This window comes from Polynucleobacter sp. MWH-S4W17 (assembly GCF_018687535.1).
Lineage (GTDB): Bacteria > Pseudomonadota > Gammaproteobacteria > Burkholderiales > Burkholderiaceae > Polynucleobacter.
Genome location: NZ_CP061295.1, coordinates 554,917 through 569,629 on the forward strand (window position 1 = coordinate 554,917; position 14,713 = coordinate 569,629).

Annotated in this window: 13 protein-coding genes; 8 read left to right on the forward strand and 5 right to left on the reverse strand. The window is 46.2% G+C overall.

Annotation, left to right across the window (positions count from 1 at the left end):
* Positions 1–10 precede the first annotated feature (10 nt).
* The gene (ppsA, locus tag C2755_RS02975; protein WP_251368523.1) at positions 11–2,416 is read left to right on the forward strand and encodes a phosphoenolpyruvate synthase; all 2,406 of its coding nucleotides are present in this window, start codon (positions 11–13) and stop codon (positions 2,414–2,416) included.
* An 89-nt stretch (positions 2,417–2,505) separates the two neighbouring features.
* On the opposite strand, the gene C2755_RS02980 is transcribed toward ppsA, so the two are convergent.
* The 5 genes from C2755_RS02980 to smpB all read right to left on the reverse strand — a co-directional run bounded on the left by C2755_RS02980 (position 2,506) and on the right by smpB (position 7,276).
* The gene (locus tag C2755_RS02980) at positions 2,506–3,402 is read right to left on the reverse strand and encodes a peptidase (RefSeq protein ID WP_215321708.1); all 897 of its coding nucleotides are present in this window, start codon (positions 3,400–3,402) and stop codon (positions 2,506–2,508) included.
* A gap of 56 nt (positions 3,403–3,458) precedes the next feature.
* Positions 3,459–4,256 carry a transglutaminase family protein gene (locus C2755_RS02985; protein WP_215321709.1) on the reverse strand — a complete coding sequence of 266 codons (798 nt, stop codon included), beginning with the start codon at positions 4,254–4,256 and terminating at the stop codon, positions 3,459–3,461.
* Between the two features lie 17 nt (positions 4,257–4,273).
* The gene (locus C2755_RS02990; protein ID WP_215321710.1) at positions 4,274–5,251 is read right to left on the reverse strand and encodes an alpha-E domain-containing protein; all 978 of its coding nucleotides are present in this window, start codon (positions 5,249–5,251) and stop codon (positions 4,274–4,276) included.
* A 26-nt stretch (positions 5,252–5,277) separates the two neighbouring features.
* Positions 5,278–6,690: a circularly permuted type 2 ATP-grasp protein gene (locus tag C2755_RS02995; RefSeq protein ID WP_215322276.1), complete on the reverse strand. Its 1,413-nt coding sequence runs from the start codon at positions 6,688–6,690 to the stop codon at positions 5,278–5,280.
* Positions 6,691–6,823: 133 nt separating this feature from the next.
* A complete protein-coding gene (smpB, locus tag C2755_RS03000; RefSeq protein WP_072583017.1) occupies positions 6,824–7,276 on the reverse strand; it encodes an SsrA-binding protein SmpB in 453 nt (150 codons plus the stop codon).
* Positions 7,277–7,301: 25 nt separating this feature from the next.
* Between smpB and C2755_RS03005 the strand changes: the two genes are divergently transcribed.
* From C2755_RS03005 to C2755_RS03035, 7 genes are all read left to right on the forward strand, one after another.
* Entirely contained in the window at positions 7,302–7,733 is a 432-nt protein-coding gene (locus C2755_RS03005) for a type II toxin-antitoxin system RatA family toxin (protein WP_215321711.1), read from the forward strand.
* Positions 7,726–8,076, forward strand: a complete 351-nt coding sequence (locus tag C2755_RS03010) for an RnfH family protein (RefSeq protein ID WP_215321712.1) — start codon at positions 7,726–7,728, stop codon at positions 8,074–8,076. Before C2755_RS03005 ends, C2755_RS03010 begins: the two co-directional genes overlap by 8 nt.
* 26 nt (positions 8,077–8,102) lie before the next feature.
* Positions 8,103–9,566 carry an IMP dehydrogenase gene (gene guaB, locus C2755_RS03015; RefSeq protein ID WP_215321713.1) on the forward strand — a complete coding sequence of 488 codons (1,464 nt, stop codon included), beginning with the start codon at positions 8,103–8,105 and terminating at the stop codon, positions 9,564–9,566.
* A 36-nt stretch (positions 9,567–9,602) separates the two neighbouring features.
* Positions 9,603–11,210: a glutamine-hydrolyzing GMP synthase gene (gene guaA, locus C2755_RS03020; RefSeq protein WP_215321714.1), complete on the forward strand. Its 1,608-nt coding sequence runs from the start codon at positions 9,603–9,605 to the stop codon at positions 11,208–11,210.
* A 30-nt stretch (positions 11,211–11,240) separates the two neighbouring features.
* A complete protein-coding gene (locus tag C2755_RS03025) occupies positions 11,241–12,038 on the forward strand; it encodes a ferritin-like domain-containing protein (RefSeq protein ID WP_215321715.1) in 798 nt (265 codons plus the stop codon).
* A gap of 9 nt (positions 12,039–12,047) precedes the next feature.
* Positions 12,048–13,946, forward strand: coding sequence for a radical SAM protein (locus tag C2755_RS03030; RefSeq protein WP_215322277.1), 1,899 nt, complete (start codon positions 12,048–12,050; stop codon positions 13,944–13,946).
* A 64-nt stretch (positions 13,947–14,010) separates the two neighbouring features.
* Positions 14,011–14,712, forward strand: coding sequence for a hypothetical protein (locus C2755_RS03035; RefSeq protein ID WP_215321716.1), 702 nt, complete (start codon positions 14,011–14,013; stop codon positions 14,710–14,712).
* Position 14,713: the final 1 nt, after the last annotated feature.

Genomic DNA, 14,713 nt, shown 5'->3' on the forward strand with positions numbered 1-14,713 from the left:
AGAGTATTTTATGTCCAACCAACAGCAACAAAATAGCAGTATGGCTGATGCCTACGTTTTGCCTTTTGAACAACTCCGCATGACTGATGTTGAATCGGTTGGTGGTAAGAATGCGTCATTAGGAGAGATGATTTCTCAGTTGGCGTCTACTGGGGTTCGTGTTCCTACGGGTTTTGCAACGACTTCGTTAGCATTCCGTGACTTTCTAAAGCACAACAATTTGACTGAGCGCATTCAACAGCGCTTGGAAGGCTTGAATATTGATGATGTGCGCGCATTGGCGCAAGCTGGTGCAGAAATTCGTAGCTGGATTGAGACAGCGCCATTTCAACCAAAGTTGGACGAAGAAATTCGTAAAGCATTTTCTGTATTGGATGACTCTGGTAAAGGTTCATTTGCGGTACGTTCATCAGCTACTGCCGAAGACTTGCCAGATGCTTCTTTTGCTGGTCAGCAAGAAACCTTTTTGAACGTCGAAGGTATTGATGATGTTCTAAAGAAGATTCGTGAAGTATTTGCTTCTTTGTATAACGATCGCGCGATCTCCTACCGTGTTCATAAGGGCTTTGCCCACGCTGAAGTAGCCTTATCTGCTGGTATTCAACGCATGGTTCGTTCTGACTTGGGCGCTGCTGGCGTGATGTTTACTCTGGACACCGAGTCAGGATTTGAGGATGTAGTTTTTATTACCTCAAGCTATGGCTTGGGCGAGACCGTTGTACAGGGCGCAGTAAATCCAGACGAGTTTTATGTTTTTAAAACCACTTTGGCTCAAGATAAGAAGGCAATCATTCGCCGCTCCTTAGGCTCTAAGTTGATTCAGATGCAATTTGCCCCTAAAGGCTCTGCAGAAAAAGTACAAACTGTTGATGTCACTCCAGAAAAGCGTAACCGCTTCTCTTTGGAGGATGTGGATATCACTGAGTTGGCTAAGTACGCAGTGATCATTGAGAAACACTACGGTCGTCCAATGGACATCGAGTGGGGTAAAGATGGTCAAGATGGCCGTATCTATATCTTGCAAGCGCGCCCTGAGACTGTAAAGAGTCAAGCTGCTGGTCAAGTGGAGATGCGCTACAAATTAAAAGGTAGCTCAAAGGTATTGGCAAAAGGTCGTGCGATTGGTCAAAAGATTGGCGCAGGTCCAGTACGCATTATTCGTGACCCAAGCGAGATGGATCGTGTTCAGCCAGGAGATGTCTTGGTTGCCGATATGACTGACCCGAACTGGGAACCAGTCATGAAGCGTGCTTCAGCGATTGTGACTAATCGTGGTGGACGCACATGTCACGCAGCGATCATTGCCCGTGAATTAGGCGTACCTGCGGTTGTTGGTTGCGGTGATGCCACTGAGCACTTGCAAGACGGCATGATGGTGACGGTTTCTTGTGCTGAAGGTGACGAAGGCCATATTTATGATGGCTTGATCGAAACCGAAGTGACTGAAGTATCTCGTGGCGTATTGCCAGAGATTCCAGTGAAGATCACCATGAATATCGGCAATCCTCAGTTGGCATTTGATTTCTGCCAGATCCCGAATGCTGGTGTTGGCTTGGCTCGCCTTGAGTTCATTATTAACAACTACATTGGTGTGCATCCACGTGCTGTATTGGAATATCCAAATATTGACCCTGACCTCAAGCGTGCAGTTGAGAGTGTTGCTCGTGGCTATGCAAGCCCACGTCAGTTTTACGAAGACAAGCTGGTTGAGGGTGTAGCAACTATTGCTGCTGCTTTCTATCCAAAGCCAGTGATTGTTCGTTTGTCAGACTTCAAGTCCAATGAATATAAGAAGTTAATTGGCGGATCGCGTTACGAGCCTGATGAAGAGAATCCAATGTTGGGATTCCGTGGTGCGTCACGTTACGTTTCTGAAGACTTTGGCGAAGCCTTTGCTCTCGAGTGCGCAGCAATGAAGCGTGTTCGTGAAGATATGGGCTTGGATAACGTAGAAATCATGGTTCCGTTTGTACGTACTATCAATCAGGCTAAGCGCGTGATCGACATGATGGAGAAGTTTGGCCTGAAGCGTGGTGTGAATGGTTTGCGTCTCATCATGATGTGTGAGATCCCATCTAATGCGATTTTGGCTGATCAGTTCCTGGAGTACTTTGATGGTTTCTCAATCGGCTCAAACGATATGACTCAATTAACATTGGGTCTAGATCGTGACTCCGGTATGGAATTGTTGGCTATCGACTTTGATGAGCGTGATCCAGCGGTAGAGTTCATGATTGCTCGTTCAATTGATGCTTGCCGTAAGCAAAACAAATATGTTGGTATTTGCGGTCAAGGTCCTTCAGATCACCCAGACTTTGCCCGTTGGTTGGTTGAAAAGGGAATTACCTCAATCTCATTAAATCCAGATAGCGTAGTGGCTACTTGGGAGATGTTGGGTAAGAATTTAAAAGCCTAAACCAAAGCAGATAGCGTTAACGCAAAAGGCCTAGATTTTTTCTAGGCCTTTTTGTTTGTAAATGCATCCAACACTTCATTAATGGAGGATTATTTTCTCTTTGCAGCCACCCTCTTCGGCGCCACTTTCTTTGCCATCTTCTTTACGGGGGTAGCCTTAGTTGTTCTTGTGGCCTTTTGAGCTCTCGCCTTAGATGGTGGATGATTGATAGGAACAATCCCCATTTTTTTAGCAGGAGTGGAGATATCACTCGATTTATGAGCGCCGCTCCAACTGGGTTCCGCTATGGAGTTAAAAGCCTCGCGTAGTTTCTCGCCCCAGGCTTGATGGATCATTGCGAAATAGGGGTTTGCATCATCTAGAGTCACGAGCTTCGTGGCTTTCAGAGAATTTATTTCGTAAACCAACATATCCAGAGGTAGTCCAACCGAAATATTACTTTTCAAGGTGGAGTCCATGGAGATGAGGGCGCACTTAGTTGCCAGATTAAGCGGTGTATTGAAATTGAGTACTCGGTCTAAGATGGGCTTGCCGTACTTAGATTCACCAATCTGGAAATAGCAAGTCTCGGGTGTAGCCTCAATAAAGTTCCCAGCCGAATAAATATTAAATAGGCGCGGTTTCTCACCTTTTACTTGACCACCAAAAATCATATTGCAGTTAAATTCAAGGCCCGATTTTTCAAGTGCGGCATGATCACGTTCATACACTTGTTTAATAGCATCACCCACAACAACAGCAGCTTCATAGGAGTTTTTGGCTGTCCAGAGGTTCTTGCCCTTAAAAAGCTGTCCTTGCAGCAGGATTTCTTTAACGGATTGGGTAATGGCGAGATTGCCCGCACTCATTAAGGTAAAGAAGCGATCCTTGTTTTGAAACAAGGTCATCTTTCTAAAGGTGCCGATTTGGTCGACGCCAGCATTTGTCCGGGTATCGGATAAGAAAACAAGACCATCTTTTAGGCAAAGCCCAACGCAATACGTCATACACAGACCCTCTTCATTATTTCCTGGGATTATCTCTTAAATATCCCAGAGGGTTGCTATAGCAGCTGTTGAATCGAAATGTTAGCGCTGAGTTCTTCTCCACCACCGCCAGAGCGGACCCCTTTAACAGGCGCGGCGGAATAATAATCTCGACCAATAGCAAGGCGAATATGACGTGAGTCAACTAAGCAGGCGTGGGTGATATCTACGCCGGTCCAGATGCCTTTATCGATATCGCTACAAAAGTCAATCCAAGCATGGCTAGCAAGATTTGGAGATTCTTCTGCAAAGAAATAACCACTGACATATCGAGCGGGAATTCCAGAGGCGCGACAGAGACTTAACATAATGTGGGCATGATCTTGGCAAACACCAGATTTCATGGCGAAGGATTGAGCTGCAGTAGTGGCAAAGTTCGTTTGGCCAGGAGAATACACAATCAAGCCTTGAACTGCCTCAGCAAGTTTAAGTATTTGATCAACTGAATTTTTCTTTGGAATGCCATAAGAGAAATATTCCAACATTTCGTCTGTAGGCTCAGTCAGATTGGTTTGTTGCAGTAAGTAGTAAGGCGAAACTGCTTTAGCATCATCTAAAAACTCATATGCATCTTGTGTATGCACTTCACCTTCAGCCTCAATCATCATTGAGGTGTAAGGGCTCTCCTGCACGAATACACTGCAAAGATTGCCAAAAGTATCTATAGAGCTAGATGCTTTAATTGGCGTGCTAATTCTCCATTTGTCGACTTGTTGGCCAGCGAGAGTAGGAGGCGTCAAGCGCAACTCTTGTATGGAATAACGCACCGGTGTTTCATAGCGATATTCCGTGCGATGGCGAATTTTAAGATGCATATAGTCTTTGTGATTTCTTAGGCAACAGCCAGTGGAATGAGATAAGCATTGCTAAACTCATCGGCTATGAAGTTAATGCGCTCTAAGAAAGCCTCAATAAATTCTTCCAGGCCTTGCTCAAATACCTCATCAATATCAGAGTAATCCAAACTTGCCTTGAGCTTTCCAAGCAAACGTTCAATTTCTTTGGATTGCTGATTCTTAACTTCGGAAATGAGGGGGATTAATTCATTGACGCAGGATACCAAGGAGCGAGGCATCTGTTTATTGAAGATGAGTAGTTGTGCGACTTGTTTTGGTGTGACTTGATCAGAATAAATTTGACGATAGATCTCAAATGCTGAGACGGAGCGCAGTAACGCCGCCCAGTGATAGAAGTCAAAGAATTCACCGTCTGTACCATCTTCCGAGGATTTCTTGGCGCCAAGAACTCTCAGGGCTGCTGGGTCCTCATACTTAGTTTCCAAAATACGTGCGGTGTTGTCGGCGCGTTCTAGCAGGGTTCCCACATTGATAAAGTAAAAGGCCTCATTCTTCAGCATCGTGCCGTATAGAACACCCCTAAAGAGGTGGCAGCGGTGCTTGACCCACTCCAAAAGGCGACTAGGATCAGCTTGATGTCTTGCCTCTAGGATGCGCTGCAGCTCAAGCCACGTAGTGTTTTGGGTTTCCCAAACCTCGGAAGTAATCTTGCCGCGGATAACGCGTGCGTTCTCACGCGCTGCAAAAAGGCAAGAAACGATACTAGAGGGATTACTGGTCTCATAAATCATGAAGTCCAAAACATTCTCACGATTAACGACATCATATTTGCTGAGGAAGGCTTCTTCCAACTTAGAAATAGTGAGTAATTTTTTCCAACTCTGCTCTAAAAACTCTGCAGGCTGTGGAAGTAGTGAGGTTTGATGGTTTACATCGAGCATGCGGGCAGTATTCTCTGCGCGCTCGGTGTAACGGGCCATCCAATAAAGACAATCAGCGGTACGACTCAACATATTTTCTTATTCCCCATACTCTTCATTCACTCTTCTAATACCCAGGTATCTTTAGTTCCGCCACCTTGGGAGGAGTTCACTACTAAAGAGCCTTCTTTGAGTGCAACCCTAGTCAATCCACCAGGAACCATCTTGATAGTTTTGCCTGAGAGAACAAAGGGTCTTAAGTCGATATGTCTTGGAGCAACGCCTGATTCAACAAAGGTAGGGCAGGTGGATAGTGCCAATGTAGGTTGCGCAATATATTTATCTGGATTAGCGATGAGATGAGTTCTAAATTCTTCAATCTCTGCTTTGGTTGATGCCGGACCAACTAACATGCCATATCCACCGGCACCATGGGTCAGCTTCACCACCAACTTATCCAGATTGGCTAATGTATAAGCTAAGTCATCTGCCTTACGGCACTGGAAAGTGGGAACGTTATTAAGAATCGGTTTCTCACCAAGATAAAACTCGATCATCTCGGGTACATATGGGTAGATAGATTTGTCATCAGCAATACCAGTGCCAATTGCATTTGCCAGTGTCACGTTACCAGCGCGGTGTGCAGATAAGAGTCCTGCAACACCCAGGGTGGAGTCAGAGCGAAATGCCAACGGATCCAAGAAGTCATCATCAACGCGGCGATAGATTACATCAACGCGCTCAGGCCCTTGAGTAGTTCGCATAAAGACTTGTTCATTTTTCACAAATAAGTCTTTACCCTCTACTAACTCAACACCCATCTGCTGCGCGAGGTAGCTGTGCTCAAAGTAAGCGGAGTTATACATGCCTGGAGTCAACACAACAACGTTTGGTTTTTTAACGTCATCCGGTTTAACTGACTTGAGGCATTCCAATAAAAGATCGGGGTAGTGCTCTACAGGAGCAATGCGATATTTTTGAAAGAGGTCAGGGAAGAGTCGCATCATCATCTTGCGGTCTTCAACCATATAAGACACGCCAGACGGAACTCGCAAGTTATCTTCTAAAACGTAGAACTCACCTTCGCCGGCGCGAACGATATCTATTCCAGCAATTTGTGCGTAGATGTCGCGCGGTATGCTGACGTTGCGCATTTCGGGGCGATATTGCGCATTGTTATAAATCTGTTCAGCTGGAACAATGCCTGCCTTAATAATGTCTTCATCGTGATACACGTCGTAGATAAAGCGATTAAGTGCTTTGACTCGTTGGCGTAATCCAGCTTCTAATTGCTCCCACTCTTTGGCAGTAAAGATGCGCGGTACTTGATCGAAAGGAATGGTTCTTTCTGAACCTAGGTCATCTCCATAGACGGCGAAGGTGATGCCCACTCTTCTAAAGATCAGATCTGCTTCAGCGCGTTTGAGACCCATGAGGGTGTCACTTTGCTGCTTCAGCCAGTTGTGAAAGATTTGGTAGTGGGGACGCGCTTTGCCTGCGGCGTCGAGCATTTCGTCAAAAGGCAATTTCATAGTTACCAAACTAATGCCTTTATAAAAGCTGGAATGACTCATTTGAAGCGGCTTGGTGCCGAATTGCACCATAAAGGTGCATAAATGCTCAAATATTCGCTCCTAAGGGTAGTCTACCCCAGTTTTTCTGGGATTAAGCGTTTAAATCGCCTCTGGCAATGCGACCTTTTTGGACTTCCCACTCACGTTCTTTAGTGGCTGCGCGTTTGTCATGTTGCTTTTTGCCTCTGGCTAGACCAATCTCACACTTCACATTTCCTTTGGAGAAATGTAGGTTGAGCGGTACCAGGGTGTAGCCCTTTTGCTCTACTTTGCCGATGAGTTTTTTAATTTCGATAGCATTGAGCAGGAGCTTTCTAGTGCGGGTGCTATCGGGAACGATATGGGTGGAGGCTGAGAGTAGGGGGGTGATATGGCAGCCGATCAAAAATAGCTCCGCCTTGCGAATGACGACATACGCTTCTTTGACGTGCACGCGCCCTGCTCGGATGGCTTTCACTTCCCAGCCTTCCAACACAAGCCCTGCCTCAAAGCGCTCCTCGATAAAATAATCAAAGAAGGCTTTTTTGTTATCGACGATACTCATATTTATTTAGCTCTCAAGAACGATTATGGCAGACGTCTACAAGACCGTTTTAATTGGCCAATCAGCCGACCGTATGTACGGCTTAGTGACCGATGTCGCCCGCTATCCTGAGTTCCTGCCTTGGTGTGGTGGGGTAGAAATTTTTGAGCAGACTGAGACCGTGCTCGACGCCAAAATTAATATTCATTTCAAGGGCATTACCCAGTTTTTTCATACTCGAAATGTGAATCACCGCCCTGAAACGATTGATATGGTCTTTGTAGACGGTCCGTTTAAGCACTTCTCTGGGCAGTGGAACTTTATCCCTTTGCGGGAAGATGCTTGTAAGGTGGAGTTCAAGCTGCACTGGGAGTTCAAGAGCGTCATTCTGGACAAGATTATTGGCCCAGTATTTCGACATATAGCCGGCACCTTTGTTGACTGCTTTGTAAAGCGTGCCGAAGACCTCTATGGCTGAGCGCTCGCTTGACCTCATTCTCTGTGATGCCAGGCAGGGTGAGCCAGAACTTAAGGCGTTCAAGCTCCTTCTATCAGCCAAAGAGTCACCTACGATTGGTCTAGCCCTCATTAGAGCTGGAATCGCAGTTGGTCCAGACGACCCTGTTTTAGCCAGAAAAGGCTGCTTCGGGGTCTTTGGTAAGCGCAAGGACTGGGATAGTCCCATTTATCCTGGAGATCGTCTAGAGCTCTATTCCCCGCTATTAATCGACCCTAAGACGGTTCGGCGTAAGAAGGCTAATCAGAACCAGGATGCCAAATTCCAGGCTGCCGCAGCTAAAAGAAAGGCTAGGAGGCTATAATCTGTTTTTGCGACTAGGGGTTTTGCATGCGACTCATTCAAAAAGCACTCACTTTTGACGATGTGCTCCTCGTACCGGCTTATTCATCGGTACTCCCTCGAGATGCCAGCTTGGCAAGTAAGTTAACTCGAGATATTTCACTCAATACACCATTGGTGTCCGCAGCTATGGATACCGTCACTGAAGGTCGTTTGGCAATTGCTATGGCTAGTGAGGGTGGCATTGGTATTGTTCATAAAAACTTAAAGCCTGCTGAGCAAGCGCGTGAGGTGGCTAAAGTGAAGCGATATGAATCTGGTGTTCTGCGTGATCCAATCACGATTAGTCCAGATGTCACTTTGCGTCAAGTGATCCAACTTTCTCGTGAACATGGTTTCTCAGGATTCCCAGTGCTCGTTGGTAAAGAGGTTGTTGGCATTGTTACGAATCGCGATTTGCGTTTCGAAGAAGACTTAGATGCTCCAGTAAAAACCAAGATGACTCCACGTGAGCGTTTGATTACCGTGAAAGAAGGCTGTTCATTGGATGAAGCAAAACGCTTAATGAGCCATCATCGTTTAGAGCGTGTATTGGTTGTCAATGACAAGTTTGAACTGCGTGGCCTCATTACTGTTAAAGACATCCTCAAGGCAACCGAACATCCGAATGCTTGTAAAGATAGCGAAGGTAAGTTGCGCGTTGGCGCAGCAGTAGGTGTTGGTCCTGATAATGATGAGCGTATTGAGTTATTGGTGCGCGCTGGTGTTGATGTGATCGTAGTTGATACAGCTCACGGCCATAGCCAAGGCGTATTGGATCGCGTGAAGTGGGTTAAGAAAAACTATCCACATGTGCAAGTGATTGGCGGCAATATTGCTACTGGTGATGCTGCTAAGGCATTAGCTGATCATGGCGCTGATGGTGTCAAGGTTGGTATTGGCCCTGGCTCAATTTGTACAACACGTATTGTTGCTGGCGTAGGCGTTCCACAAATCACTGCGATTGTGAATGTGGCAACCGCCCTTAAGGGCACTGGCATTCCATTGATTGCTGATGGTGGCATACGTTACTCAGGTGACGTTGCAAAAGCATTAGCTGCTGGCGCCAGTTCAGTCATGATGGGTGGTATGTTCGCTGGAACCGAAGAAGCCCCAGGCGAAGTATTCTTATACCAAGGACGTTCTTACAAGAGCTATCGCGGTATGGGTTCTTTGGGCGCGATGGCGGATGGTTCTGCTGATCGTTACTTCCAAAGCGATATTGTTGCGAATGCAGAGAAGCTAGTGCCAGAAGGTATTGAAGGTCAGGTGCCATACAAAGGTAGCGTATTGGCAATCTTGCATCAGCTCACTGGCGGCATTCGTTCTTCTATGGGCTATCTCGGTTGCAAGACCATTGATGAGCTCCATGAAAAAGCTAACTTCGTAGAAATCACTTCAGCTGGCGTGCGCGAGTCGCATGTTCATGATGTGAAAATCACTAAAGAAGCGCCAAATTACCATATTGATTAACAACTAAAAAAAGCTGAAATAAAGGCTGATCTTTTCGTGCACGACAAAATACTGATTCTCGACTTTGGTTCACAAGTAACTCAACTTATTGCTCGACGTGTGCGCGATGGACGTGTGTATTCAGAGATCCATCCTTACGATTGCGATCCTGAATTCATTCGTAAGTTTGTTCAGGAGCAAGGTGGCAAAGGCATCATTCTTTCTGGCGGTCCAAGTTCGGTAACCGAAGATGGTAGCCCCCGTGCGCCTCAAATCGTTTTTGAGCTTGGTGTTCCTGTTTTAGGAATTTGCTACGGTATGCAAACCATGGCTACTCAGTTGGGTGGTGCAGTTGCCTCTGCAGAGTCCTTAGGTAAAGCGCGTGAGTTTGGTTACTCCGAAGTGCGCGCTCGTGGGCACACAAATTTGCTTAAAGGCATTCAGGACTTCTCCACCAGCGAAGGTCATGGGATTTTGAAGGTGTGGATGAGTCATGGCGACTCAGTCACCTCAATGCCGCCTGCGTTTAAGTTGATGGCCTCTACTGAGTCTTGTCCAATTGCTGGCATGGCGGATGAAGAGCGTCGCTTCTATGCATTTCAGTTTCATCCAGAGGTCACTCATACCATTCAAGGCACTGCAATCATTGAGCGCTTTGTACACGAGATTTGCCAATGCAAACCTGACTGGGTAATGGGTGACTACATTGCAGAAGCAGTTGAGAATATTCGCAAGCAAGTTGGAAATGAAGAAGTCATTCTGGGCTTGTCTGGCGGTGTCGACTCCAGTGTTGCGGCAGCTTTAATTCATCGTGCGATTGGCGATCAATTGACTTGCGTATTTGTAGATCATGGCTTGCTTCGTTTAAATGAAGGCGATATGGTGATGGAAATGTTTGCACGCAATTTGGGTGTGAAGGTTATCCGCGTTGATGCCAAAGAAAAATTCATGGGTGAGTTGGCTGGTGTTGCCGATCCAGAAGCTAAGCGGAAGATCATCGGTAAAGAATTCGTAGAAATTTTCCAGACTGAGTCTGGAAAAATCGAGAATGCTAAGTGGCTTGCCCAGGGAACGATCTACCCTGACGTCATCGAGTCTGCAGGTAAGGGCAAGAAGGGTGCACACACGATCAAGAGTCACCATAACGTTGGTGGCTTACCTGAAGACATGCATCTCAAATTGCTTGAGCCCTTGCGTGAGCTCTTCAAGGATGAGGTCCGTGAACTTGGAGTGGCCTTAGGTCTTCCTCGTGAGATGGTGTATCGCCATCCATTCCCAGGGCCAGGTCTTGGCGTGCGGATTTTGGGTGAGGTCAAAGCAGAGTTTGCGAGCTTGCTGCAACGTGCTGACGCCATTTTCATTGAAGAGTTGCGCAATACGATTGATGAAGCAAGTCAAAAATCTTGGTATGACCTTACTAGCCAAGCGTTCGCTGTTTTCTTGCCGGTGAAGTCAGTTGGTGTGATGGGTGATGGTAGAACTTACGAATATGTTGTTGCTCTCAGAGCAGTCCAAACCCAAGACTTTATGACAGCGCATTGGGCGCACTTGCCACATGAGTTGTTGGGTAAGGTTTCCAATCGCATCATCAATGAAGTGCGCGGCATTAACCGTGTCGTATACGATATCAGTGGAAAACCACCCGCAACGATCGAGTGGGAATAAGGGGTAGGCGATTTAAGCCTGCCAATATTCATGCTTGAGTTACGCGAAGCTTCACTCGCAATCCTAGTAAGCACTGATGCACAAAACAAAGTAAGTCAGTTATTCAGTTTGTTTGGTAGCTATCACAAACAACAAATTACTCTGGATGTTGCCCATAAGATAGATGCTCAAGGCCTTTCTTTGCCTGGGCGTCCGCTAAAGCCAGAATTAGTGCTTCCTAAGCTTGTTCCTAAAAGAAGAATGGATACCCCTGAAGGAAGGGCGGGCTTATTGCACTCACTCGCCCATATTGAATTTAATGCGATGAACCTTGCGCTAGATGCAATCTGGCGTTTCCCAGATATGCCCAAGGAATACTATGAGGACTGGTTAAAGGTTGCCAAAGAAGAGGCCTATCACTTCAGTTTAGTAAATGAGTATTTGCATGCGCTGGGGTTTTCTTATGGAGATTTCCCCGCCCACAATAGTTTGTGGGAGATGGTCGAACGAACAACGGATTCTGTAATTGCCAGAATGGCCTTGGTACCCAGAACAATGGAAGCAAGAGGCTTAGATGCGGTACCAGCGATTCGGGATCGCTTCAAACAAATTAAAGAAGTTCGTGCGGTGGAGATATTGGAAATTATTCTCAATGATGAAATCGGCCATGTATTGATTGGCAATCGTTGGTTTAATTTCTTATGTACTCAAGATAATATTTCTCCAATCACTGCTTATCGAGAGTTGGCTGCCAAATATCGTGCGCCTGTTTTAAAGCCCCCATTCAATATGGAGGCCCGCAAGCAAGCTGGTTTCACATCCGAAGAGTTAAGCCTTCTCGAGGCATAGCAGATGAACATGAAGGTATTGAGCCTCATTCCACCCATGACCCAACTGAACACGCCGTATCCTTCTACGGCGTATCTCACGGGATTCTTGAGGTCTCATGGTGTTGACGCCGTTCAAGAGGATCTTGCCTTAGCTTTAGTGCTCAGTTTCTTTACTCCAGAGGGCATGTCTGAGATTCATGCTCAAGCCCTCAATGTTTCTGAGGAGAGTCGCAGTGCCAGCGTCAATTTTTTCCTAGACTACTTTGATTCCTATCAATCTACTATTGCCCCAACGATTAGCTTCTTACAGGGGCGCGATAGCACTTTAAGTCATCGCATCAATACCCGGGATTTTTTACCGGAGGGCCCACGCTTTGCTTCTCTTGATGCATTTGATGATGAAGAGGCGGGCGATCCTTTGTCTTGGGCCTTTGGCGCTTTAGGGTCTCAAGATAGGGCGCGTCATTTAGCCACCCTTTATCTCAATGATTTATCTGATGTATTGCGTGATGCTGTTGATGACCGCTTTGAATTCGTGCGTTATGCAGAATCCTTGGCAAGTAGTCAGCCTACCTTTACACCTTTGGCTGGTGCGCTCCAGGCTAAACCAACGCTCATGGACCTGCATTTACAAGAGTTAGCCAGTAAAGCGATTGAGCGTCACCAGCCGAATGTAGTGCTCCTATCCGTACCCTTCCCCGGGGCAATGTATGCGGCCTTGCGTATAGCTCAGGTAATTAAAAAATCACATCCAGAAATCAAGATTGCTTTGGGTGGTGGTTATGTCAATACTGAGCTTCGAGCGTTATCCGACGCTCGTATCTTTGATTATGTGGATTTCATTACGCTAGATTCTGGGGAGAGGCCATTGCTTGCTTTACTTGAGCATATCAGCGGCAAACGCTCCACCGAAAGATTGGTGCGTACCTTTATTCGCAATTCTAGCAATCAAGTGCAATACCTCAATTGGCAAGAACTTGATGTGCCTTTTGAGGAGGTTGGTACTGCTACTTGGGATGGGTTGCCGCTAGATTCTTATTTATCTCTTTTGGATATGCTTAATCCGATGCATCGCCTATGGAGCGACGGCCGCTGGAATAAGCTGACTGTTGCGCATGGCTGTTATTGGAAAAAGTGTAGCTTCTGCGATGTGTCTCTTGATTACATCTCTCGTTATGAAACTGCGTCAGCCAGTTTATTGGTAGATCGTATTGAGCAAATTGTTGAGGAAACTGGGCAGACAGGATTTCATTTTGTCGATGAAGCTGCGCCACCTAAAATATTAAAAGCACTGGCTGAGGAGCTTATTCGCCGCAAGGTGCTAATTTCTTGGTGGGGCAATATTCGCTTTGAGAAAACCTTCACACCTGAATTGGCGGAGCTGTTAGCCAAGAGTGGATGCATTGCGATGTCTGGAGGTCTCGAAGTGGCCTCTGATCGCCTACTCAATCTCATGAAAAAGGGCGTATCGGTTGAGCAGGTTGCTCAAGTTACCAAGGGTTTCTCCGATGCCGGCATTTTGGTCCATGCTTACTTAATGTATGGCTTTCCTACACAAACCGCCCAAGAGACGGTGGATGCATTGGAATATGTGAGACAGTTATTTGAGAATCGCTGCATACAAAGCGGATTCTTTCATCGTTTTATCTGTACCGTACATTCTCCTGTAGGTCAAAATCCGCAAGAGTACGGAATTGAACTCATTCCTTTGCCAGAAATCACCTTTGCCAAGAATGATGTTGCCTTTATTGATCCTACTGGAGTTGATCATGACATCCTTGGTCAGGGGCTAAAAAAGGCCATTTATAACTATATGCATGGCGTAGGATTTGAGATAAAAACTCAGTCTTGGTTTGATGGTTTGGGCGTTGCGGTACCTAAGACAACAGTTTCTAAGAGTTTTATTGAGAAGGCTTTATATCGCTAACCCACCTCTATAAATCAGACTTACAATTATTTTGTCAAGTTCTCAATTAACGCAGGAGAAATCCATGAATTTATCGCGTCGCACTTTTATTGCGTCAGCAGCATTAGCTCCAGTAGCTTGTGGCCTTCCTCTTTCCTATGAGCGCGGGACGCCAGTTACTCAACCAATCCCCCTGCCAACAGTTCGCGCTCCGCAAGTAGGTCAGGAGTGGTCTTATATCAAGCGTAATGTGTTTGATGGAAAAAACTTAGGAATTATTACTGAGCGCGTTGCTAGCGTTGGCTCTGCCATTGTGATTGAGCGTACGGACGAAACCGGTGGCAAGCTGCCAAATGAAGTGCAGGGCCCATGGGGTGTTGTGCAGACCGATCCACAATGGTCTCGAACGATTAGTTTTAATCCAGCTATCCCGTTATGGCCAACAGAGCTGACTTCCAGTTGGAATAAACAACTCAACACTAAATATAAAATTGCGGGCTATTCCGATACGGCTTATGGCTGGCAGGAATTTATGGGTGCGCATGGCTGGGAGCAGATTACTGTGCCTGCAGGAACATTCTTAACCTTGCGTTATCAAAACCTCATTAACTATGAGAGCAATGATGACAATAAGGTCAATTGCATTCGCAAAGAAACGATTTGGTTTGCGCCGAGTATTGGGCGCTGGGTAGCACGAGAGTCCTCTGGTTCGTACATGATTCAGGGGCAGCTTGGAGTAGCAATTCTAGAGGGGGGCTATCAATGGCAACTCGCTTCTTACAAATAAG